The organism is Flavobacterium sp., assembly GCF_044373165.1.
In the GTDB taxonomy this organism is placed as follows: domain Bacteria; phylum Bacteroidota; class Bacteroidia; order Flavobacteriales; family Flavobacteriaceae; genus Flavobacterium.
The window spans coordinates 1-22,966 of sequence record NZ_JBILQL010000021.1 but is presented as its reverse complement, the minus strand read 5'-3'; the positions used below and the strand labels follow the sequence as shown (position 1 = coordinate 22,966).

Here is a 22,966-nt window from a genome sequence, read left to right as displayed (position 1 = left end):
GGACATATTCTTTTGGATAAGGTTTAATAGAGGACAAAAAAAATAAAATAAGAGCTCGTTTAGAGCTCTTGTTATTAGTTTAAAACTACGGTCTTGTTATCGCCGTCTACTACGACTTTGGTCAAGCCGTGTTTGGCCAATCCTTTTATGGCAGCGTCCCATTTTTTGCCACTGAGTTGCGTTTTCTCTTTTAAAACACTTAAGGATTGGTTGTTTTCGGCTTTTAATAAACCGATAATTATTTTTTCTTCTTCTGTCAATTCCAATTGTTTTTTCTCCGGTCGCATTTGCGGGAAGAACAAGACTTCTTGTATTGATTGGTTGTTGGTTAAAAACATAATCAAGCGATCCATACCAATCCCTAGACCTGAAGTGGGTGGCATACCGTATTCCAAGGCTCTCAAGAAATCGTGGTCGATAAATTGTGTAGCTTCATCATCACCGCGCTCGGCCAATTTTAACTGGGCTTCAAAACGTTCTCTTTGGTCAATAGGGTCGTTTAATTCGGAATACGCATTGGCGATTTCTTTTCCGCATACCATCAATTCAAAACGTTCGGTCAACTCAGGGTTGTCGCGGTGTTCTTTACACAAAGGCGACATTTCTTTTGGATAATCCGTAATGAAAGTCGGCTGAATAAAATTGCCTTCACACTTGGCGCCGAAAATTTCATCAATTAATTTGCCTTTGCCCATCGTTTCATCTACTTCAATGCCCATATTTTTGGCGGCGTCAAACAATTCCGCTTCACTTTTGCCCGAAATGTCAAAACCGGTAAATTGTTTAATAGCATTGGTCATGGTGACACGAGCGTAAGGAGCTTTGAAATTCACTTTGTGCTCGCCGAAAGTAGCTTCGGTAGTACCGTTTACTTGTAGCGCACAGTATTCGAGTAACTTCTCCGTAAATTCCATCATCCAGTTATAATCTTTGTAAGCTACGTAGATTTCCATAGCTGTGAATTCCGGATTGTGTGTTCTGTCCATTCCTTCATTGCGGAAGTTTTTGGAAAATTCGTATACACCGTCAAAACCACCTACGATTAGTCTTTTCAGATACAATTCGTTGGCAATTCTCATGTACAAAGGAATGTCTAAACTGTTGTGGTGTGTAATAAACGGACGTGCTGCCGCACCACCGGCAATGGATTGTAAAACCGGCGTTTCCACTTCCATATAACCGGCTGTGTTGAAAAAGCTTCGCATCGCATTGAACAACTTGGTTCTTTTGATAAACACTTCTTTTACTTGCGGATTCACTACTAAGTCTACATATCGCATTCTGTAACGCAATTCCGGATCGGTAAAAGCGTCAAAAACATGCCCTTCGTCGTCCATTTTCGGCAATGGCAATGGTCGCAGGGTTTTGCTTAAAAAGGTAAAATTATTAACTTGAATGGTTTTTTCACCCACTTTAGTCAAAAACAATTCGCCTTCCACTCCAATAAAGTCTCCTAAATCGGTCAGTTTTCTAAAAACTTGATTGTATTTTGTTTTGTCTTCACCCGGACAAATGACGTCACGATTAAAGTACAATTGGATACGGCCTTCGCTGTCTTGCAATTCCACAAAAGCCGCTTTTCCTTGGTCGCGTATGCTCATCAATCTTCCGGCTACTACCACTTTCTTGCCTTCTTCAAAAGTCTCCTTAACCTGTTTAGATGTGTGGTCTACCGGGAATAAATCCGCAGGATAAGGGTTAATGCCTAAGTCACGAAGGGCTTGAAGTTTTTCTCTTCTGATAATTTCTTGTTCCGAAAGTTGCATATACAAAGGTTTTGAGCCGGCAAAGATAACGATAAGTGCTAAAGTATCAAAGCCTCACGGATTCAATTTTTTTGTTTCGGGAGCGAAGGGTTCGGGCTTCATCAGTGGTCCGTTTTCCCGCTTTTCACTCTATCTCGCCTTACAGGCAAGATGCCGTTTCAATCGGGGCTAATTGGGAAATCATTTGTATCTTTGGCAAAATTAATTTATGAAATTACTAAAACTGACATTGTTGGTCGTGGTCTTGACATTTTTTCAAAGTTGTAAAATCACAGAATCACTTTTAATCAAAGAAGACGGAACAGGAAAGTTTAATTACGATATAGATGCCTCGCCGTTGATGGATATGGCGGGCAGTGCTTTTTCGGGTGAAGGCGAAAAAAAACCAAGCAAAAGAAAAAGCAAAAAGGCTTCGGAGAGACAAAGCAAAATCATGGATAGTACATTTACTTTTAAGGAATTGTTTGCCGATAAAAAAGACAGTATCGCTGCTTTGCCGGCTGAAGAGCAGGAACGCATCAAAAAGCTTGAAAATTTCAGCATCAGAATGGTGGTTAATGAAAGCGCAAAGCAAATGTCGTATTCCCTTTTTTCAGAATTCAAAACCATTGAAGAGTTAAAAAATATGACTTCCCCGGTCAGTGCCATTAAAAGTGCCGGTGTCGCTCCTGCTGCAGTTAATGCTGGAATGACTCAAAAAGAAGCCCAGGAAAACACTTCGACTTCCTATGATTATGATGGTAAAACATTTAAAAGAGTAGTGGCTGAATTGGATTCGGCTGCCCAAAACACCAGCGAAACCAAACAAGAAGAAAATAAGTTGTCCGAAGAAGAGTTAGAAGCTCAAAAAACGGCAGAAGGTTTAGTTGAGGCCATGAAAGAGCTTATGGGGAAATCGAGTTACAAAGTCATTTATACTTTTGAAAAGAAAATTAAGTCCGTTTCGGTGCCTAATGCAGTCTTAAGCGAGGATAAAAAAACGGTTACTATCGATTATCTTTTTGAAGATTACATGAAAAAGCCAAAATCTTTAGATTTGGAAATTGAGTTTGAATAATGAATAAAAATATACAACTTCAAGATTTAGGCAACAAGGACTATAAAGCGACTTGGGACTACCAGGAGACTTTGTTCAAAGAGATAGTCGATGTTAAGTTGGCCAAGCGAAGTCAGCCTGAGTTGGTAACCCCTAATTATTTTTTATTTGTAGAACACCCGCATGTTTATACTTTGGGCAAAAGCGGTGATGTTTCTAATTTATTGTTGTCTCAAAATCAATTAGAAGCCAAGGGAGCTACTTTTTACAAAATCAACAGAGGAGGCGATATCACTTATCACGGGCCGGGTCAAATTGTTGGTTACCCAATTTTGGATTTAGAAAATTTTTTTACCGATATTCACAAATACCTTAGGTTTCTGGAAGAGGTTATCATACTTACTTTGGCAGAGTATAATATAATAGGTACAAGGAGTGAAGGAGAAACCGGAGTTTGGTTAGATGTTGGAACGCCTTTTGCTAGAAAAATTTGTGCTATGGGTGTACGCGCCAGTCGTTGGGTAACCATGCATGGTTTTGCTTTAAACGTCAATGCTGATTTAGGGTATTTTGATAATATTATTCCTTGCGGCATTCGCGGCAAAGCTGTTACCTCGATGCATGTTGAGTTAGGTCAAAAGGTTGATGAACAAGAAGTGAAAAGGAAAATTCAGCAGCACTTCTCATCGCTTTTTGAATCCACTTTTATTTAAAATTCCAATTTCAATTGTTCGGGCAATAATCGAAACGACATTCGGTGGTATTTGGTGGTGCCGTATTTTTTTATCGCTTCACGATGTTCCTCAGTAGGATATCCTTTGTTCTTTTTCCAATTGTACATAGGGAATTGCTCGTGTATGTTATTCATGTATTCATCGCGATAGGTTTTAGCCAATACAGAAGCGGCAGCTATACTTAAAAATTTACTATCACCCTTTACAATAGTTGTATATGGGATTTGATTTAAGGGTTTGAAACGATTGCCATCAACAATAATGTATTCAGGAGTAGGATTTAACTTCAAAATGCTCTCCTGCATTGCTTGAATAGAGGCATTTAAAATATTAATATCGTCTATCACAGAAGCATCAAGATGTGTTACGGCAAATGTAATGGCTTTGGCTTCGATCAAAGGTTTTAGTTGTTCTCTTATTTTTTCTGAAATTTGTTTGGAGTCGTTCAAATAATCCAACTTGAAATTTTCAGGTAAGATTACTGCAGCTGCTGTAACCGGTCCGGCCAAGCAACCCCTGCCGGCTTCGTCTGTGCCACATTCAAATGTAAAATCCGAAAAGTGATTTAATAACATCTTTGTTTTTTTTTTGTAAAAATAAAAAACCGTACGCAACCAATTCATATTTATTTCATCAAAAGAAGTAGTAACTTCATAAAAATCTTCTTGAGTTGGTTTCTTAAGTGTTAAAAAAAATATTATTCCGAAGTAATATTTGTTTATTTAAGAAATAATTAAGAAGTTTGCGAAATAACTAACTCAAATAAAATTAATATGAGATCGAAGTTCAAATGGATTTTTACGCTTTTATTGGCGTTTACAATGCAGTTTTCGTTTGCACAAGAGAAAACTGTAACTGGAGTTGTTTCAGATAAAACTGGACCACTACCTGGTGCGAACATTATTGTTAAAGGAACAAAAAACAGCGCTCAAACTGATTTTGACGGAAAATTTTCCATCAAAGCTAAGGCAGGTGATGTTTTGGTAGTTTCATTTACAGGTTACAACACGCAGTCTATTAACGTAACTGCGGCTAACAATTATAATGTAACCATGTCTGAAGGGGTTGCTTTAAGTGAAGTTGTGATTATTTCTGAAGGTTACAACAGAACAAGAACAAAAGCGAACACTACTACTGCTCAGACAACAATTTCTTCAGAAACAATTGAAAACAGAGCTAACGTTTCTGTTCTTGCGTCTTTGCAAGGACAATCACCGGGTCTTACCTTGATTTCAAGTTCAGGATCACCGGGTTCAGCGAAGTTTGATGGTTTCATTAGAGGTGCTTCATCTATCAATGGTAATACCGATCCTTTGATTGTAATTGATGGGGTTCCTTCTACATCAAACCAATTTCGTAACTTGAATCAAAATGAGATTGAATCTGTTACTACTTTAAGAGATGCATCAGGTACATCTATTTATGGTAATAAAGGTGCAAATGGTGTAATTGTAATCACAACCAAAAATGGTAAATATGACACAGGTGTTAAGTTTAATTATGACACAACTGTAGGTTTTAACTCTTTACCTAAAAATGACTACAATTTGGCTAATGCACGTGAATTATTGGCTATTGAAAAAGTAAGAGGTGTCGGAAGAGGAGTTACTTTAACAGATGCTCAGATTGCTGATTATAACATTAATACAAATTGGCAAGATGAATTTTTCAAAATTGATAGAGTAACGCAACACAACTTGGGTGTAACTTTCGGAGGTAAAAACATATCTTCTTATACTTCAATAGGTTACTTTGAACAAGGTGGAATGGTTCCTACAACCGACTTTAAGCGTTTTACTTTCAGAAGTAACATCAAAGGAAAAAGCAACAATGACAAATTCAATTTTGATACACAGGTTGCTCTTGGTTATTCTAAGAGAAATCAGTTAGATCAAGAGACTAACAATGGTGTGAACAATAATACAATCCAAAATCCACTCCATGGAGCGTTAACAGGATTGCCTTATTTGCCTACTTCACCTTATGCAACAGGTGCAGAATTATTAGCTGGTATTGGAACTGATTTCTCTGGGGCTAATGATACTTATGTTTTACAAGATATTTTGAGAGAGGGTAACCTTCCAAGTATGTATTCAGATAAAACAATGATTTTAAACGTAGGTACTTCTTACAAGATAACGCCTAACATTACTGTGTCTAATAGAGCAGGTCTTGATTTTAAACAATATGACAGATTGTTTGGTAGAGCGCCTTGGTCATATTTGGCATTGGTAGTTGCTCAAACTCAAGGGGCTGAATTTGGTGGTTTTGAGGATAAATCTACTTTCAATGACCTTACTTTTACTAATGTATTGAATTTAGGATATAACAAAGTATTCAAAGAAAAACATGATTTTTCTGCCGGTTTATTTATGGAATACACTAAAGCACATTATGAAGGTCACGGTTCAAGACAAAATGGTTTAAACCCTGCTACATATTCTCCTGGAGCTGGTACCGGTTATATTGCATTTAACCCTGCAACACCAAACTTTTACATTTCTACTGTTAATGCCTCTAAATTAACAGGAGGTTCATTGTCTGTTTTCGGAACTTTAGATTACGATTACAACCAAAAATATGGTTTTAGTGGTGTTTTGAGAAGAGATGCAACATACAGATTTGATGAGTCTAATCGTTGGGGTACTTTCTGGTCAGTTTCCGGTAGATGGAATATCGACAAAGAAGAGTTTATGAAGAATTCAGGTTTCGATATGTTGAAAATGAGAGTTTCATACGGTACAAATGGTAACCAAAATATTTCAGCTGCAAATTATGGTTTCCCATCTTTATTAACTTCTTCTAACTTAATTAGAGAGATTATTAGCCCGGGAACTGGTTATAATAATATTCCAGGTGCTTTACTTTATGGTCAATTCGCTAATACTGCAGTTCAATGGGAAGAAATTTCTCAGGCTAATATTGGTTTCGATTTCATTGTGTTGAACAAAAAACTTGAAGGTAATATTGACGTTTATAGAAAAACAACTAGTAATTTATTTAATGCAATTCCTAATTCTGCAGTTGTTGGTACTGGTTTTTCAATTGCAGGTAATAATGGTGAATTAAGAAATGACGGTATTGAAGTTCAGTTAAAATATAATGTTATCAAAAATGAAAACTTCAAATTATCTGTATTTGCTAATACTTCTTACAATAAAAATGAGGTTACTCAATTACGTGAAACTGATATTAATGGAGTAACCAATATTGTTGCACCAGGGTATATACTTAATGAGTGGAATTTAATTCCTTATGTTGGTGTTAACCAAGCAAACGGTAATTTATTGTATTTAGATATTGACAATAATTTAACTGAAACGCCAAACCCAGCAAAAGACAGAAGAGCAACCGGAAAAAGCAACTTGCCTAAATACCAAGGAGGTTTCGGATTTAATCTTGATTACAAAGGATTTTTTGTTAATACATTATTCTCATACATGTATGATGTGTGGAGAATTGACAACCAATTCAGATGGGCATCAAATCCAGCGTTTATTGGTGGTGAAAATGTTACAGCAGATTTCTTAAACCAATGGACACCAACAAATACAGGGTCTAATGTTCCGTCTATCAATGCCTCTAACAATGATGTATTTTTAGATTCTGACAGATTTTTATATGATTCTTCATTCTTGCGTTTGAAAAACTTGAATGTTGGTTATGATGTTCCTTCTAAGTTCCTAAAAAGATCTCCAATATCTAATTTAAGATTTTTTGTTCAAGGGGAAAACCTTTTAACTTGGACTAAATGGAGAGGTTTTGATCCAGAAGCCATCACTGCGCTTTCAGTAACAAATTTCCCTAATCCAAGAACTATTACTTTTGGTACATCTATAAGTTTTTAAAAAAAAAAATTATGAAAAAAATTAAATATCTTTTATTTATTGCGTTTTCAGCTGCGCTTACAACCTCTTGTAATGACGCATTAGATATAGTTCAAGAAGGTGAATTATATCCTGAAGGAGCTTTTAAAACAGTAGCCAATTTAAGAAGTTACTTAAATGGTGATGTTTACTCTAGGGTTAATAACTCTACAGAAATTGCTTTTACTTCTGTGTTTACTGATGAAGTTGGGATTGGTCCGGACAACGGAGGTCAAAATCTTGAAGAGCATAGATTTCAATTAAATCCAACTACAGGGTTTGTTGCAACTTTATGGAATACTCAATATACTCTTATTAATAGAGTTAACAGATTAATTGAGTTTTCTGACTTAGTGACTCCGGCAACTCCTGCAGAAGAGGCTCAAAAGAATGCCATTCTTGCTGAGGCAAGAACACTTAGAGCTCATGCTTACCTACAGTTATTAGCATTTTATTCTACAGACGTTTCAGATCCAAATGCTCTTGGTGTTGTTTTATCTGATGAGGTTTATGATCCATTAATTGTTGAGCCTAGGTTAAGAGTTGCTAACAGTGTTATTTATGATTATATAGAGCAAGATTTGTTATTTGCTGAAAATAATTTATCAGCAGCTACTGACTATAGATTTGTTACTAGAAATCTTGTGAATGCAATTAGAGCTAGATTTTATTTATATCGTAAAAATTATGATTTAGCTAAAACTTATGCTACTCAAGCTTTAACAGGTAGACCACTATTAACTAATGCCACTCAATATGCTGCTATGTGGAGAGATTCTGGTCAAGGTGAAATTATTTTTGCTGCATCACGTCCTTCAGGAGGTACTTGGTCTAATATTGCCGGTACTTGGTATTTTAATACTACTACTGCTACAGGTGGTGCTTTTCATGACATGGGTAGAAATCTTTACAACTTGTATGCCCAAAATGCAAATGATATAAGATTTACTTCTTGGATTGATCCTACTTCTGCAGTAAATAGTGGTTATTTAAGTGATATTAACTATATCGAGAATGATATCTTAGCTATAGATAAGTATCCTGGTAAAGCTGCTCAACCATTGAGAAATGATTTAAAAATGTATAGAGCTTCAGAAATGGTTCTTATCATAGCTGAATGTGAAGTTGGTGGTACTACTCAAAATTTAGCTGCTGCTGCTGCTAGAGTTCAATCTATTCGTCAAGCTAGAGGTACTGGTCAAACTACACCTGCTTATGCTACTGCACAAGCTGCTTGGGCTGACATTTTATTAGAAAGAAGAAAAGAGCTGGCTTTTGAGGGGCATAGATATATTGATATTAAAAGGTTAGCATCATTAGGTGGTGTTCAAGGTATTGATAGAAACATTACTGATGATGCAATACAAAATCTTCCTTTAACTTTGCCTCTAACCGATCACCGCTTTACCCTGCCTATTCCACAAGCAGAAGTTGCGGGTAATGTAACTATTCAACAAAACCCAGGTTATTAAAAAAAAAAATTATGAAAAAATTAAGTTTATCATTATTTAGCTTTTTGTCTGCCATAGCACTACTAGTTAGTTGTAGTGGTGGTGATGAAAACTACAAGTCATTTAGTGGTCCTCAAGAAGCAGTATTATTTAATAGTAGTACATCATTACTTGAAGTTAGTCCAACGGCTCCATCATTTATAGAAGTTTTAGTAAGCTCTACTACGGTTTCTAATGTTGATAGAACCATTGATGTACAAGTTAGTTCTTTTACAACTGCAGCTCAAAATCAATATTCTGTTGATTTGTCTACTGCTGTTATTCCTGCCGGTAGTACTACTGCAAGAGTAAGAATCAATTCTGGTGACTTTGCTAGTTTGCCTGCAATTGGATCCGTAAGTTTAGTACTTGTTTTCGATTCAGAATTATATTCTCTTCCTAACAGAAGTAATCACATTGTTTCGATACAACGTGCTTGTGCTGGTACTAGAGTTAATTTTAACATTACCTTTGATGGTTATGGTAGCGAAACAGGTTGGACTCTTTCTGATGGTTCAGGTGTTGTTGCTTCTGCAACTGCCGGTACTTATACAGATGGACAACCTACTCATGCAGAGCAATTTTGTTTGTCTCCGGGTACCTATTCTTTTGTAATGACCGATTCTTATGGTGATGGTTTATCTTTCCCTAGCAATGGTACATTTACATTAAGATTAACTGATGGTACTACTTTAGTTTCAGGTGGTGGTGATTATGGTTTTCAAACACCAACCTATACTTTTACAATTAATTAATTTCTATTGTATCAACTTAAATGCCTCTTGTTTCAAGAGGCATTTTTTTGTTAGTTTGAGATTCAACAAATATTATTTTTATCTTAATATAATTTATTTTGTGTATTTTTTGACTAACTTTAATACCTATAGAACATTTAGATTATTAAAAAAATGAAAATTTTACTTCCTCTAATATTATTATCATTGTCAGGCTCTATCTATAGCCAAAATAGTGCTGAAAAAGAAAAGATAGTTCAAGCATCTGATGTCTCCAAACTTACTGAACTCAGAGAACAGTTTTTGTTAGAGCATAAATTGCGACAAGAAAGAATCAATAAGTATTTACAAACAAATTTTATCTCTAAAAAAATTATAGTTGATGGCGTTGAAAAGGAAATCTATGACGTTGATGAACTGGGTAATGTGTCATATGCCGAAACCACTAACCGTACTTCTGCCATAACAATTGGTGCTAACCAACTCTATAACGGAGGTGTTTTGGGTCTGAATTTGCAAGGTCAAGGTATGAATGTTGGGGTTTGGGATAGTGGGCCTGCAAAAGAAACACATGTGGAATTTAACAATTCAAGGGTTAGTAATTTTGATTTTACCGATTATTCTAACCATGGAACTCACGTAATAGGAACTATTTTAGCCGGAGGTGTAAATACCAATGCCAGAGGTATTGCTTTCCAAGCTAATGGTAGATCTTTTGATTGGAGTAACGATTACGCCGAAATGTCTCTAGAAGCTTCAGGTGGTTTGTTGGTTTCAAATCACTCTTACTGGCAAGGATCTAATTTGAATACTTGGGTTTTTGGAGCCTATGACTCAAGGGCTCAACAAATGGACAATATTACTGCTGCAGCCCCTTTCTATCTTCCTGTTGTTTCTGCAGGAAATGATAGAAACAGCAATGCTTCCACCATTCTTTCTAATCAAAATTTAAATAAATTTGGTTATGATTTAATTAGAGGCCAAAATAATGCAAAAAACAGTTTAACCGTTGGCGCTGTTTCTACGGTTACAAATTACATCGATCCTAGTAGTGTGATGATGTCTAGTTTTAGTAGTTGGGGACCAACCGATGATGGCAGAATTAAGCCTGAGGTTGTAGCCAAAGGAGTTTCAGTTTTTTCAAGTGTGTCTGGTACAAATGACTCGTCTTATGATACCTACCAAGGTACATCAATGGCTTCGCCGGCTGTAGCAGGAAGTTGTATTTTGCTACAACAGCATTATAATAATTTGAATTCTAATTTTATGAGATCATCTACTCTTAAAGGTCTTGTAATGCATACTGCTAAAGAAGCCGGATTGTTTAATGGACCTGATTATGAATTTGGTTGGGGTCTTGTTGATAACGTTGCTGCTGCTAATTTGATTACTTCAAAAACAAATGGTTCGGCAGTTATTGATGAATTGCTATTAAGCAATAATAATACTTTTACCAGAACTTTTCCTGTTGCCAATCCTTCTAATGTCAGGGTGTCTATTTGTTGGACAGATCCCGCTCCTACATCTTTCAACAACGGAGTTATTGACCCTAATGTTTCCTATTTGGTTAATGATCTTGATTTGAAGATTACTAAAAACCAAGAAGTGTTTTACCCTTGGAGCTTAGATAAAAATTTTCCTTATAATGCAGCTACAAAAGTGGGAACAAATAATGTCGATATTTTTGAGAGAGTTGATTTAGAAAATGCTTCAGGCTTATACACAATAACAGTAACCCATAAAGGTATACTATCTGCTGCAGGTCAAAGATTTAGTTTGATTATCAGTGGGGATAATTTATCAAATTTAGATACAAATGAATTTCAGCTTAATGCAATTAATTTATATCCGAATCCTGCAAATGAGCTGTTAAACTACTCTTATCCGGATGACGTTATTGTTAATAATATTGTAATTAACGATGTTTCCGGAAAAAGAATATTGATAAAAGACACTAATTTGTCTTCTAACCAAATCGATATTTCAAATTTATCCTCCGGAATTTATTTTATAACTTTCAATACCGATAATAATCCATTGACAAAAAAATTCGTTAAAAAATAAAATTTATTCAGTTTATATTAAAACCACCTTTAGGGTGGTTTTTTTATGATTTTATTACAAATTGTTTTGTGTACTTTTGTCTCGAAAATTATTAAGATGAGATATCTTTTATTTATACTTTTTTTACTTTCATTACAATCCGTTTCTTCCCAAGTAAGGAGAAGTGAAAAGGTAAGTAAAAATGATAAAAAAACCGAACCCGGACAAAGAAGTGATACCAAAGCAGACTCTGTTAATGCTAAAGTGATCAAGAAAGCTCCTTATGATTATTACAGAATCATTACACTTCAAAAAGACACCACCTATGTCGACACATCTCTTACCATAAAAAAAGAGTATGAATACAATTATTTGCGCAAGGATATCTTCGGATTATTGCCCTTTGCCAATGAAGGCCAAACTTATACAGTTTTAGATTACGGACTTAAAAAATTTGCCTCATTTCCCGAATTAGGTCATTCCGGGAAACACTTCAATTATCTTCAAATTGATGACATCAATTACTACTCAGTAGCCACACCCGTAACCGAATTGTATTTCAAAACCGTTATGGAACAAGGACAATCTGTTGATGCTTTAATTACTGTGAATACTTCTGAACGATTCAATATGTCAGTCGCTTTTAAAGGATTGCGTTCTTTGGGTAGATACATCAACCAATTGTCTAGTACCGGTAATTTCCGATTTACTTCAAGCTATAACACACTCAATAAAAGGTATTATCTTAATTTTCATTTCACCGGTCAAGATTTCCTTAACGGGGAAAACGGCGGAATCACTTCTCTGGAAGATTTTGAAAGCGAAGACGCAGCTTTTCAAAACAGAGCCCGACTCGAAGTTTACCTTAGAGATGCCAAATCCTTTATGAAAGGAAAACGCTTCTTCCTCGACCATAACTTTAGAATCAATGGTAAAAAAGGGAACAACAACCTATACTTAACGCACCAATTCACCTACGAAAATAAGTTTTATGAATACAACCAACAAACGTTGGCTTCAACAGTTGGGAATACTCAAATCCTTCGTTTCGGAGAAGCTTATGTCGCCGGCGGTATCAACGACCAAAGCCGATACAATCGCATGCACAATAAAGTCGGTGCCGTTTATGAAAATGCACTTTTGGGAAAATTCCAATTCTTCGCCGAAGATTACAGATTCAATTATTTTTATGATAAAGTGCTTATCTTGGATTCCGGTATAGTTCCGGGTTCATTGAGTGATGAAATTAATATAGTCGGAGGTCAATATGAATACCGAAAAAATAAATGGAACGGTGTTTTTACTTATTCCAATTCGCTCTCCAACCAATCACTGACCAATTTCAACGCCCAACTCAAATACCAAATCAACACTAAAAATGAGCTGCAGTTCCAATACCAAATGCTCAATAAAATCCCTGATCATTTATACAACTTACACCAAAGCAGTTTTATCGGATTCAATTGGTTCAACGATTTCAAAAATGAAAAAATCAACAACCTCGAAGTAAACGCCAAAACCCAATGGTTTACCGCAGCTTTGCAAATCAGTTCTCTAAATGATTACTTATTTTTCAGCAACGATGCCACTAATCCACAACAGCAAATTATCACACCTAAACAATACGATAAAACCATCAATTACTTATCAGTAAAGGTGAGCCGCGAATTCAAATGGTGGAAACTAGCGCTCGATAACACGGTGCTTTACCAACAAGTTGATCAAGAAGATGAGGTGCTAAACGTTCCTCAAATTGTCACCAGAAACAGCTTGTACTTCACCGATTATTTTTTCAAAAAAGCACTCTACCTGCAAACCGGTTTTACCTTTAACTACTTTACAAAATATTACGCCAACGATTATAATCCGGTCTTGGCCGAAGCCTTTGTTCAAAATACCCGTGAAATCGGTGAGTTTCCTATGGTCGATTTCTTTGTCAATGCCCGTATCCGTCAAACCCGCATTTTCTTAAAAGTCGAACACCTAAACTCTCGAATGACCGGCAATACATTCTATACAGCGCCCAATTATCCCTACCGCGATTTTATAATCAGATTTGGTTTAGTGTGGAACTTCTTCCAGTAAATTTTTCAGGAACGAAAGTTTCGGGCTTTATCGGCTAACGCAATTCCTGCCTTCCGAGTTACACGGTAACTTCTCCAGTCAGGGTTAAAAGGATAAACCATTTGAGTTTTTGTAAACGTTCGAAATAGCACTACATTTGCTTAATAATTATCAATCTATTTTCTTTACTCTATATTCTATTCTCTTAAAAATGAACTACGCAGAAAACATACTAGGAACTATAGGCAACACGCCCTTAGTAAAATTAAATAAAGTGGTAGAAGGTATCGATGCCTTGGTCTTAGCCAAAGTAGAAACCTTCAATCCGGGCAATTCTACCAAAGACCGCATGGCTCTCAAAATGGTAGAAGATGCCGAAGCCGACGGCCGATTAAAACCCGGCGGAACCATCATCGAAGGGACTTCAGGCAACACCGGTATGGGATTAGCCTTAGCAGCTATTGTAAAAGGTTACAAGTGTATTTTTGTCATCACCGACAAACAATCCAAAGAAAAAATGGATATCCTACGCGCCGTTGGAGCCAAAGTAATAGTTTGTCCAACCGATGTAGAACCTACCGATCCGCGATCATACTATTCGGTTTCTAAAAGATTAAGCACCGAAATTCCCAACTCTTGGTACGTAAACCAATATGACAATCCAAGCAATGCTTTGGCCCATTACCAACAAACCGGTCCCGAAATTTGGGAACAAACCGATGGTAAAGTAACCCATTTTGTAGTAGGCGTAGGAACCGGTGGAACCATTTCCGGCATCGGAAAATATTTAAAAGAAAAAAACCCGAACGTCAAAGTTTGGGGAATCGATACTTATGGTTCGGTCTTCAAAAAATACCACGAAACCGGAATCTTCGACGAAAACGAAATCTATTCTTATATCACTGAAGGCATCGGGGAAGATATTTTACCCCAAAATGTCGACTTCTCAGTTATCGACGGATTTACCAAAGTAACCGATAAAGACGCCGCGGTTTATACCCGTAAAATAGCTTTAGAAGAAGGAATTTTTGTGGGGAATTCTGCCGGTGCTTGTGTCAAAGGTTTGCACCAATTAAAAGAGCATTTCAAACCGGATGATGTAGTAGTGGTTTTGTTTCACGACAGCGGAAGCCGTTACGTTGGGAAAATGTTCAACGATGATTGGATGAGAGAAAGAGGTTTCCTTGACGAAGAAATTACCAAAGCAGAAGATGTGATTAAAGACCACAAAGACAAACCATTGGTCATAGTGCGTACCGAAGAATTGGTGTCACACGCTATCGAACGTTTAAAAAAATACAAGATCTCTCAAATTCCGGTTATCGACACTACAGGTTTTGTGGGCAGCATAGACGAAACTGATTTGTTCAGAAGCTACGTAGAAGATAAAAATATAGCTGATAAACCTATCAAAGAAATTATGGGTAAACCTTATCCTATTGTTAATGCCAACGCACCGGTAGAGGAGATTTCCAAGTTAATCAACAAAGACAACCAAGCGGTGTTGGTGGATTTAGGAAATGGCAAACACCATATTATCACCAAACACGATATTATCAGTTCTATAAAATAGGCATTAGGCAAAAGGGATAAGGCAAAAGTAAAAGTCTTATCCCTTTTCTCTTATTATTCTCCAATCAAAACGCCCGAAATATTCCATGCACTGAAGCTACCGCCTTCGGGTAAACCTTGCGGAATTTTTACCTGCAAGGTGTGACTTCCGGCTTCTAAATTTCCTAAATCAATAAAAATAGGATTGGTAACCGTTCCCGGACACCAATTAGACCGACTGTAATCCGAAGAAGATAATCCGTTCGGAAAATTTCCTGAAGCCGGATTAGACAAGCGATACGAACCGCAATCTTGTCGCCAAGGCGTAAAACTGAAAGCTTCTTTTCCGTCTAAAAAAATCGAATTCTTTTTGGGTACAAATTCGTCACCGTTTTCCCAACCGCCATGACCTGTAGTGATGTATCGAAGTTTACAATTCTTCATGGGTTTGTTTAAGGTAAAAGTAACTTCCAAACCTTTGTCATTGTTGAACATGGTACCGTATTCTTGACCGGCCATTTCCATAATATTATTGGTGCAAAATAATGGGACAATTTGTGTTGGTTTGGCATTAGTGCCTTCTTCGGTATGAATGGTGATGTTGGCAGAAACTTTATGACCGCCTTTGTCATAGTTGCCAATGTTGATGCCTATCCAAACTTCTTTGCCGCTCAACAAACTGCTCAAATCAGAAATGTCTTGACGGTACAAAACATTGTCGGCCCAAGTTTTATTTTTCAATTCCAAATAGTTGTATTGTTTTACGCCAAAAGGCGTAAAGAAACGCATCATTTCCACCAAAGGATTATAGTTTTCGGTACTAACAACGCCTTGGTATTCTTTACCGTTTCCGTTAGTGTAAATAGGCAAGGTCTTAACGCCGTTTTGCAGACCATTTAAAAATGACAATTCTTTATCAGTAGGAATCAGAAAGAAAGAACCGGTTCTGTCGTAAGCATCGCCGTTCGACTGTTCTGTAATATCTGCAAAAATTTGACTCCCGTTTTTGATTTCAGGGAATTTAACTTTGCGCACGGCAATAGTACCATTTGCAAATCTTACAATGCTGTCATTCGATTTTGAAGCCTCCGAAAAATTGATGATTTGGTCTTTGAAAACAGGTATCGTAGTGAACCTGCTTTTCCATAGCAAATCTTTGTAAGTCAGGCCGTCTACTTGCTTTTTTGGTGTTTCAATGGGAACTATTAGATGGTTTGTTTTTTCTGCTTTAGTAGCCGTAATCACAAAGTTACCATTGCGAACCATTTCCAATACTAAACCCAAGTTCTGGCCCAACAGCACCGGTGAACCTTTTACATTCAACGCTTCGGTATACCAAAATTCAATAGTATTTGAATTTACTATGGTTTTCGCTTTCTTACAATTATAGCCTAGTATTTTCTTAGTGTCATTTAAATACTCAAAAGTTTGCTTTGCCAAAGCAGTACTGTCTTTGGTGCTGATAATATTATCGTTGTTTAAAAAGGCCATTTGACTAAACGAATTGGTATTTCTGTCAATAATGGTTTGCTCATAAGGGAACGGAGTCTTTTTTGTGAAAATATTTTGTGATGTGACTATGGTTTGACTCTCAGAGGCAATAACCCAAATCGGATCCTGATTTTCAATTAAGTTTCCGTTAGAACTTTTTAAATAAGTGATTTTGTAATTCTGAGAAACACTATTTCCTGAAATTAGCAGTAAAAAACATAAAAGTAAATTTTTCATTACAAATATTTTTAATTATAAAGTAAAATTCTTACTTTAGATGAAAATTTAACGTCGTGAAAGAGGATTTCCTTCATTATGTATGGCAATATAAGAAGTTTGATTTTTCCAACCTAACCACAGTTTCAGGAGAAGCGGTTACTATTGTCAATTCCGGACAGTTTCTAAAACAATCCGGACCTGACTTTTTTAACGCGCAAATTATTATCGGCAATCAAAAATGGGCCGGCAATGTCGAAATCCATTTGAAGTCTTCCGACTGGTATTTGCACCAACATGAAGTCGACAACCAATATGATACTGTAATTCTACATGTGGTTTGGGAACATGATGCTCCTATTTTCAGAAACAACAATTCAGAAATTCCGACTTTGAAACTCAGTCCCTATGTGGCACCACAAGTTTTGAATCAATATTTATCATTAACATCCCCGAAATCATGGATTTATTGTCAAAATCAAATTGCATCAATTGACGGTTTTGTTTTTAAGCATTGGCAAGAGCGATTGTTTTTTGAAAGATTAGAGACTAAAGCCATGCCGATTGAAGCACTTTTACTGGAGACCAACAACGATTGGGAAGCAGTTTTATTCTTCAGCTTGGCTAAAAGCTTCGGACTCAATACCAATGGTGAAATCTTTTTGAAAGTGGCCAAGTCTATTCCTTTTTGCATCATTAGAAAGGAAGGTTTTGAAGTAGAGAATTTGGAAGCCTTATTAATGGGCAAAGCCGATTTGTTGCCTTTGGAAGCCGAGGATACTTATGGTAAAGAGTTGCAAAATCGGTTTGCTTATCTAAATCATAAATATCGTTTGCAGCAAACCATTATAGAACCGGTGCAATTTTTCAAACACCGTCCTGATAATTTTCCAACGATACGCTTGGCGCAATTGGCCATGTTATACCACAAACAGCAAAATTTATTTTCCAAAATAACAAGTACGACTTCCTTGGCTGATTTTTATAAGCTTTTTTATGTTGGCGTTTCACCTTATTGGGAAAGCCATTACCAGTTTGACAAAGAAAGCCCGAAGAAGAAAAAGCAATTCTCAAAATCCTTTATTGATTTGTTGGTGATTAATACGATAGTTCCTTTTCAATTTGCTTATGCTAAAAGTCAAGGCAAAGAAATATCGGAATTGCTTTTGCAACTAATGGAAACTATAGCACCCGAAAAGAATATTGTCATTGAAAAGTTTGCTAATTTTGGCATACCGTCCAAGAGTGCCTTTGAAACCCAATCGCTATTGCAATTGAAAAACAGTTATTGTAATCAGCAAAAATGTTTACAATGCGACCTTGGAGTCCAACTATTAAAATCCTAAACAATGTCACCCATCATCCAACTCAAATATTTCTTCGAAAAACATGGTTTTCATGTGTCTTCTCGCTTAGCCGACAGACTGGGAATGCGCGCTTCGAATGTACGATTGTTTTTTATTTACATCACTTTTGTCACCGCCGGATTGTGGTTTGGCGTTTATTTGACATTGGCTTTTTGGATTAAGTTAAAAGATTTGATTCGAGGCAAAAGAACTTCTGTGTTTGATTTATAGAATATGATTAATGATAATTCCATAGTAAAATCGATTTTGTCTTATTCGAAAAGCCAACGAATTGGTATTATTTTGCTCTTTGGAATTATTGTCGTTGGTCAGGGCTTTTATCGCTTTTCTGATTTCAAATCTGAAAACATTAATAATGAAGAGCAAGGGAAATGGTTGGCCAATCAAGTCTTAATCGATAGTATTAAACTTCAAAATAAGAATTATAAACCAGCGATTTATCCATTTAATCCCAACTTTATCAGCGATTTTAAAGGTTACAAACTCGGTATGTCTGTTGCAGAAATTGACCGATTATTGGCTTATCGTAAACAAAATAAGTTTGTCAATTCGGCGGCTGAATTTCAGGCCGTGACCCAAGTGTCGGATTCCCTGCTGAAAGTGATTTCTCCATATTTCAAGTTTCCTGATTGGGTTAACAATAAGAAGCAATACATTACTGCACCATTCAAAACCACTGTTGCTAAGGCTGACAAGATAGTTGTACTCGATATCAATCAGGCCTCAAAGGAAGATTTGATGAAAGTATATGGCATCGGGGATAAGATTTCAGATAGAATTTTAGATCAAAAAAACAAGTTGGGTGCTTTTGTTTCGATGGAACAAATGAATGACATTTGGGGTTTGTCATCCGAAGTTATTGCTAAACTCAACCAAAGCTTTGAAGTAAAATCGACATTAGGAATCCAAAAAATAAATATTAATAACGCTTCAGTCAAAGAGTTATCGCAGTTTCCTTTTTTCAAATACAGTTTGGCTAAAGAAATAGTAATTTTCCGCAGTATGAATGGCGACATCAAAACTGAGGATTTGTCAAAAATTAAAGGATTTCCTGTCGATAAAATAAAAATAATTGCCTTATATTTGGAATTCTAAAAAAATAGCTTAAAAAAAGTAGCCTTATTTATATGAATTCAACCTATTTTACAGAAGAACACGAATTGTTCAGAAAGAGTTTGCAAGATTTTTTGCATAAAGAAGTTGTGCCACACATTGAAAAATGGGAAAAGACCGGTACTATCGAGCGCTTCATTTGGAAGAAGTTTGGCGATATGGGCTTTTTCGGATTGGCTTACCCTGAAGCTTATGGCGGAATGAATTTGGATTTGTTTTACACGGTAGTGTTTTTAGAAGAATTGCAAAAAATAAAATCCTCCGGTTTTGCAGCGGCGATGTGGGCACATGCTTATTTGGCCATGACGCATTTAAATGCCGAAGGAGACGAAAGAATCAAGCAAGACTATTTAGCGCCGAGTATAGCAGGAGATAAAATTGGGGCTTTGTGTTTAACAGAACCTTTTGGAGGTAGTGATGTGGCTGGAATGAGAACAACAGCCACGAAGAAAGGAGACAAGTATGTAATCAACGGATCCAAAACCTTTATCACTAATGGGGTTTATGCGGATTATTACGTAGTAGCGGCTAAAACCAGTCCGGAATTAGGTAATAAAGGGATTAGTATGTTTTTGGTAGATACCGCTACCAAAGGGATAACGGCTACTAAGTTAGATAAATTGGGTTGGAGAGCTTCAGACACTGCGGAGATTTCTTTTGATAATGTTGAAGTTCCGGCTGAAAATTTGATGGGCGAGGCAGGCAAAGGTTTTCCTTATATCATGCAACATTTTGCTTTGGAAAGATTGATAATGGCAATTAACGCCCATGCTCGTGCGGAATATGCTATTGAATATACACTGCAATACATGTCGCAGCGAGAAGCCTTTGGTAAAACGATTGATAAATTCCAAGCCTTGCGTCATGCGATGGTTGATAATGCTACTGAGGTGGAACACTGTAAAATTTTCAATTATGCGGCTGTAGCCCGATTGAATAAAGGTGAGTATGTTGTTAAAGAAGCGACTATGGCCAAATTAAAATCGACTAAAGTAGCCGATGAAGTCATTTACAGCTGTTTGCAAATGTTAGGTGGTTACGGTTATATGGAAGAGTATCCGTTGGCCCGACTGTTAAGAGATAGTCGTTTAGGTCCGATTGGCGGAGGAACATCTGAGATTTTAAGAGAAATTTTGTCTAAAATGATAATTGACAATAAGAACTACCAGCCGGCGGTGAAGTAATCCTTGGGAAGAATAATTTAGAAAAAAGAGAATAGAAAAAAGAGTCAAGAAATTATGCTTGGCTTTTTTTATTGAAAGTCGTTAAAGTCTATTTTCTATATTCTTTGTTCTTTTTTCTTTGAAAAGTCATATTTATTATTACTTTTGCACCCACTAAATGAGAGGAGGTGTCTAAATTATGTTGATTATACCAATTAAAGACGGAGAAAACATTGATAGAGCATTAAAGCGCTACAAGAGAAAATTCGATAAAACCGGAACTGTAAGACAACTTAGAGCGCGTCAGGCGTTTACTAAGCCATCAGTAGTGAGAAGAGCGCAAATTCAAAAAGCTGCTTACATTCAAACATTGAGAGACAATTTGGAAGGATAGTTAAATTCAACCCAAAGATATTACCGCGAGTGATTAAAGTTTGTTAACTTTGGTACTCGCGGTTTTTTTATGGAAAATATCAAAAATAAGTTTCGGGATTACTTGTTGTTGGAGAAGAAATATTCTTTGCATACTGTGACGGCTTATTTAAATGATCTTGGTTTTTTTCAAGTCTTTTTGCAGCATGCTTTTGAAGACGATAATTTAATCAAGGTAAACTACAATCAAATCCGTTCCTGGATTGTTTCATTATCAGACGATGGGATTTCCAATTCATCAATTAATAGAAAGATTTCTTCCTTGAAATCATTTTACAAGTTTTTGCTGAAGACCAAACAAATTGATGTCAGTCCGTTTTTAAAACATAAAGCCCTAAAAAGTCCTAAAAAGTTACAAATTCCATTCTCTGAAAAGGAATTAGATTTGGTTTTGAATCAAATTGTTTATTCCGATGACTTTGAAGGAGTTCGAGATAAATTAATAGTTGATATGTTTTACACTACAGGAATTCGTAGGGCTGAGTTAATCAATTTGAAATGTCACAACATTGATTTGTCAAACGGGACTTTAAAGGTTTTGGGCAAAAGAAATAAGGAGAGAATTATTCCTCTTTTACCGATAATACAAAATCAAGTCGTAGTCTATTTAAAGGAAAGAGCATGTTTACAAAGGGTTATCGATCAAGACTATTTTTTTCTACTGTTAAAAGGCGTTAAATTAAACGATTCGTTTGTTTATCGATTAATAAATTATTACTTTAGTAATGTCTCCGAGAAGGTAAAAAAGAGTCCGCACATATTAAGACATACCTTTGCAACTCACCTCTTAAATAACGGGGCAGATATTAATGCAGTTAAAGAACTATTAGGACATTCTAGTTTGGCTTCTACCCAAGTTTATACACACAGCAGTTTAGCTGAGCTCAAAAAAGTTTATGGTAGTGCACATCCTAGAAATAATAAATAGTGCTGCAATGTTTAATCAATAAAAATGTAATTATGAAGGTAAATGTTCATGCAGTAAACTTTACTGTCGACAGAAAGCTGGTTGATTTTATCAATGAAAGATTAGGTAAACTTGAAAAATTCTACGACAAAGTCGTTTCTTCAGATGTTTTTTTGAAGGTTGACAACACTAGTGAGAAAGAAAATAAAACGGTAGAAGTAAAAATTCATGTTCCCGGAGATGATTTTATGGTGAAAAAGCAATGTAAAACTTTTGAGGAAGCCATCGAATTGTCCTCAGAATCTTTAGAAAGATTATTGGTCAAAAGAAAAGAAAAAATCAGAGCCCATACATAACATGAAAATTTTTTCAAAAATGTTTTGATTAAAAGATAAAATGCCTACATTTGCAGTCCGTTAGAAATAGCGGACTTTTTTTATTGTTGCCGGTGTAGCTCAGTTGGCTAGAGCAGCTGATTTGTAATCAGCAGGTCGTGGGTTCGAGTCCCTCCATCGGCTCTGTTCTTAATAGATTGAAAATAAAAAGGTTAGGGGAGATACTCAAGCGGCCAACGAGGGCGGACTGTAAATCCGCTGATTACATCTTCGCAGGTTCGAATCCTGCTCTCCCCACAAACTTTTTGAAAAAAATATCCGAAAGTTTACTTTCGAGTAAATTAATTTCAAAATTTTAGATAAGGCAATGTCTTATCAAGATTGTCGCCTGAAAAGTGTGATAATCCAACAGGTTGGAGTTTAGAGATAAGGGTTTGGAAATTTCTGAATTCTAAAGTCTAACTTCTGAACTAGGCACAAGCCGACTTAGCTCAGGGGTAGAGTGCTTCCTTGGTAAGGAAGAGGTCACGGGTTCAAATCCCGTAGTTGGCTCAATATTGTAAAATTTGAACACTAATATATAAACTAAGATTAAAAATTAAGTAAAATGGCAAAAGAAAATTTTAATCGTTCGAAACCACACTTAAATATAGGTACT

18 protein-coding genes and 3 tRNA genes are annotated in these 22,966 nt (G+C 36.2%); 18 read left to right on the top strand and 3 right to left on the bottom strand.

Annotated elements, in window-relative coordinates; translation table 11 throughout:
* Window positions 1-74: 74 nt before the first annotated feature.
* The gene (gene lysS, locus ACIQ32_RS04780; RefSeq protein WP_396194550.1) at window positions 75-1,766 is read right to left on the bottom strand and encodes a lysine--tRNA ligase; all 1,692 of its coding nucleotides are present in this window, start codon (window positions 1,764-1,766) and stop codon (window positions 75-77) included.
* 208 nt (window positions 1,767-1,974) lie between these two features.
* Here lysS and ACIQ32_RS04775 point away from each other — a divergent pair, with 208 nt between their 5' ends.
* Together ACIQ32_RS04775 and lipB are read left to right on the top strand one after the other, a co-directional pair.
* On the top strand, window positions 1,975-2,823 hold the full coding sequence (locus ACIQ32_RS04775) for a hypothetical protein (RefSeq protein ID WP_396194549.1): 849 nt from the start codon (window positions 1,975-1,977) through the stop codon (window positions 2,821-2,823).
* Complete coding sequence (lipB, locus tag ACIQ32_RS04770; RefSeq protein WP_396194548.1) at window positions 2,823-3,515, top strand: lipoyl(octanoyl) transferase LipB; 693 nt, start codon at window positions 2,823-2,825, stop codon at window positions 3,513-3,515. The genes ACIQ32_RS04775 and lipB overlap by 1 nt, the downstream gene beginning before the upstream one ends.
* Here lipB and ACIQ32_RS04765 read toward each other — a convergent pair.
* Window positions 3,512-4,111 (bottom strand): ribonuclease HII, encoded by a 600-nt coding sequence (locus ACIQ32_RS04765; protein ID WP_396194547.1) that lies wholly within the window; start codon window positions 4,109-4,111, stop codon window positions 3,512-3,514. The two genes, lipB and ACIQ32_RS04765, sit on opposite strands and share 4 nt — an antisense overlap.
* A 198-nt stretch (window positions 4,112-4,309) precedes the next feature.
* On the opposite strand from ACIQ32_RS04765, the gene ACIQ32_RS04760 reads away from it, so the two are divergent.
* From ACIQ32_RS04760 to ACIQ32_RS04735, 6 genes are all read left to right on the top strand, one after another.
* Window positions 4,310-7,384: a SusC/RagA family TonB-linked outer membrane protein gene (locus tag ACIQ32_RS04760; protein ID WP_396194546.1), complete on the top strand. Its 3,075-nt coding sequence runs from the start codon at window positions 4,310-4,312 to the stop codon at window positions 7,382-7,384.
* Between the two features lie 11 nt (window positions 7,385-7,395).
* Window positions 7,396-8,874 (top strand): RagB/SusD family nutrient uptake outer membrane protein, encoded by a 1,479-nt coding sequence (locus tag ACIQ32_RS04755; RefSeq protein ID WP_396194545.1) that lies wholly within the window; start codon window positions 7,396-7,398, stop codon window positions 8,872-8,874.
* Between the two features lie 11 nt (window positions 8,875-8,885).
* The gene (locus tag ACIQ32_RS04750) at window positions 8,886-9,647 is read left to right on the top strand and encodes a hypothetical protein (RefSeq protein WP_396194544.1); all 762 of its coding nucleotides are present in this window, start codon (window positions 8,886-8,888) and stop codon (window positions 9,645-9,647) included.
* A 153-nt stretch (window positions 9,648-9,800) separates the two neighbouring features.
* Entirely contained in the window at window positions 9,801-11,690 is a 1,890-nt protein-coding gene (locus ACIQ32_RS04745; protein WP_396194543.1) for a S8 family serine peptidase, read from the top strand.
* A gap of 96 nt (window positions 11,691-11,786) precedes the next feature.
* The gene (locus tag ACIQ32_RS04740) at window positions 11,787-13,754 is read left to right on the top strand and encodes a putative porin (protein WP_396194542.1); all 1,968 of its coding nucleotides are present in this window, start codon (window positions 11,787-11,789) and stop codon (window positions 13,752-13,754) included.
* Between the two features lie 190 nt (window positions 13,755-13,944).
* The gene (locus ACIQ32_RS04735) at window positions 13,945-15,306 is read left to right on the top strand and encodes a pyridoxal-phosphate dependent enzyme (RefSeq protein ID WP_396194541.1); all 1,362 of its coding nucleotides are present in this window, start codon (window positions 13,945-13,947) and stop codon (window positions 15,304-15,306) included.
* 53 nt (window positions 15,307-15,359) lie between these two features.
* Here the strand turns inward: ACIQ32_RS04735 and ACIQ32_RS04730 are convergent, their stop codons facing one another.
* Window positions 15,360-17,012, bottom strand: a complete 1,653-nt coding sequence (locus ACIQ32_RS04730; protein WP_396194540.1) for a PNGase F N-terminal domain-containing protein — start codon at window positions 17,010-17,012, stop codon at window positions 15,360-15,362.
* A gap of 56 nt (window positions 17,013-17,068) precedes the next feature.
* Here ACIQ32_RS04730 and ACIQ32_RS04725 point away from each other — a divergent pair, with 56 nt between their 5' ends.
* The 10 genes from ACIQ32_RS04725 (at window position 17,069) to ACIQ32_RS04680 (ending at window position 22,860) form a co-directional block, all read left to right on the top strand.
* A complete protein-coding gene (locus ACIQ32_RS04725; RefSeq protein ID WP_396194539.1) occupies window positions 17,069-18,337 on the top strand; it encodes a DUF2851 family protein in 1,269 nt (422 codons plus the stop codon).
* Window positions 18,338-18,340: 3 nt separating this feature from the next.
* The gene (locus ACIQ32_RS04720) at window positions 18,341-18,568 is read left to right on the top strand and encodes a PspC domain-containing protein (RefSeq protein ID WP_396194538.1); all 228 of its coding nucleotides are present in this window, start codon (window positions 18,341-18,343) and stop codon (window positions 18,566-18,568) included.
* 3 nt (window positions 18,569-18,571) lie between these two features.
* A complete protein-coding gene (locus ACIQ32_RS04715) occupies window positions 18,572-19,453 on the top strand; it encodes a ComEA family DNA-binding protein (protein WP_396194537.1) in 882 nt (293 codons plus the stop codon).
* A 32-nt stretch (window positions 19,454-19,485) separates the two neighbouring features.
* Complete coding sequence (locus tag ACIQ32_RS04710) at window positions 19,486-20,655, top strand: acyl-CoA dehydrogenase family protein (protein WP_396194536.1); 1,170 nt, start codon at window positions 19,486-19,488, stop codon at window positions 20,653-20,655.
* Between the two features lie 178 nt (window positions 20,656-20,833).
* Window positions 20,834-21,028: a 30S ribosomal protein S21 gene (gene rpsU / locus ACIQ32_RS04705; RefSeq protein ID WP_290875143.1), complete on the top strand. Its 195-nt coding sequence runs from the start codon at window positions 20,834-20,836 to the stop codon at window positions 21,026-21,028.
* Between the two features lie 69 nt (window positions 21,029-21,097).
* Complete coding sequence (locus ACIQ32_RS04700) at window positions 21,098-21,994, top strand: tyrosine-type recombinase/integrase (protein WP_396194535.1); 897 nt, start codon at window positions 21,098-21,100, stop codon at window positions 21,992-21,994.
* A 32-nt stretch (window positions 21,995-22,026) separates the two neighbouring features.
* A complete protein-coding gene (gene hpf, locus ACIQ32_RS04695) occupies window positions 22,027-22,329 on the top strand; it encodes a ribosome hibernation-promoting factor, HPF/YfiA family (protein WP_396194534.1) in 303 nt (100 codons plus the stop codon).
* Between the two features lie 88 nt (window positions 22,330-22,417).
* Window positions 22,418-22,491: transfer RNA gene (locus tag ACIQ32_RS04690), tRNA-Thr, on the top strand.
* A 32-nt stretch (window positions 22,492-22,523) separates the two neighbouring features.
* Window positions 22,524-22,605, top strand: a tRNA-Tyr gene (locus tag ACIQ32_RS04685).
* A gap of 183 nt (window positions 22,606-22,788) precedes the next feature.
* Window positions 22,789-22,860, top strand: a tRNA-Thr gene (locus ACIQ32_RS04680).
* Window positions 22,861-22,966 lie beyond the last annotated feature (106 nt).

What these genes read in the sequence shown, in the direction of transcription:
- ACIQ32_RS04730 (WP_396194540.1), bottom strand. Translation starts at nt 17,012, where the DNA reads ATGAAAAATTTACTTTTATGTTTTTTACTGCTAATTTCAGGAAATAGT.
- ACIQ32_RS04750 (WP_396194544.1), top strand. Translation starts at nt 8,886, where the DNA reads ATGAAAAAATTAAGTTTATCATTATTTAGCTTTTTGTCTGCCATAGCA.
- lipB (WP_396194548.1), top strand. Translation starts at nt 2,823, where the DNA reads ATGAATAAAAATATACAACTTCAAGATTTAGGCAACAAGGACTATAAA.
- hpf (WP_396194534.1), top strand. Translation starts at nt 22,027, where the DNA reads ATGAAGGTAAATGTTCATGCAGTAAACTTTACTGTCGACAGAAAGCTG.
- ACIQ32_RS04740 (WP_396194542.1), top strand. Translation starts at nt 11,787, where the DNA reads ATGAGATATCTTTTATTTATACTTTTTTTACTTTCATTACAATCCGTT.
- ACIQ32_RS04765 (WP_396194547.1), bottom strand. Translation starts at nt 4,111, where the DNA reads ATGTTATTAAATCACTTTTCGGATTTTACATTTGAATGTGGCACAGAC.
- ACIQ32_RS04720 (WP_396194538.1), top strand. Translation starts at nt 18,341, where the DNA reads ATGTCACCCATCATCCAACTCAAATATTTCTTCGAAAAACATGGTTTT.
- ACIQ32_RS04755 (WP_396194545.1), top strand. Translation starts at nt 7,396, where the DNA reads ATGAAAAAAATTAAATATCTTTTATTTATTGCGTTTTCAGCTGCGCTT.
- ACIQ32_RS04710 (WP_396194536.1), top strand. Translation starts at nt 19,486, where the DNA reads ATGAATTCAACCTATTTTACAGAAGAACACGAATTGTTCAGAAAGAGT.
- ACIQ32_RS04700 (WP_396194535.1), top strand. Translation starts at nt 21,098, where the DNA reads ATGGAAAATATCAAAAATAAGTTTCGGGATTACTTGTTGTTGGAGAAG.
- rpsU (WP_290875143.1), top strand. Translation starts at nt 20,834, where the DNA reads ATGTTGATTATACCAATTAAAGACGGAGAAAACATTGATAGAGCATTA.
- ACIQ32_RS04715 (WP_396194537.1), top strand. Translation starts at nt 18,572, where the DNA reads ATGATTAATGATAATTCCATAGTAAAATCGATTTTGTCTTATTCGAAA.
- ACIQ32_RS04775 (WP_396194549.1), top strand. Translation starts at nt 1,975, where the DNA reads ATGAAATTACTAAAACTGACATTGTTGGTCGTGGTCTTGACATTTTTT.
- lysS (WP_396194550.1), bottom strand. Translation starts at nt 1,766, where the DNA reads ATGCAACTTTCGGAACAAGAAATTATCAGAAGAGAAAAACTTCAAGCC.
- ACIQ32_RS04745 (WP_396194543.1), top strand. Translation starts at nt 9,801, where the DNA reads ATGAAAATTTTACTTCCTCTAATATTATTATCATTGTCAGGCTCTATC.
- ACIQ32_RS04760 (WP_396194546.1), top strand. Translation starts at nt 4,310, where the DNA reads ATGAGATCGAAGTTCAAATGGATTTTTACGCTTTTATTGGCGTTTACA.
- ACIQ32_RS04735 (WP_396194541.1), top strand. Translation starts at nt 13,945, where the DNA reads ATGAACTACGCAGAAAACATACTAGGAACTATAGGCAACACGCCCTTA.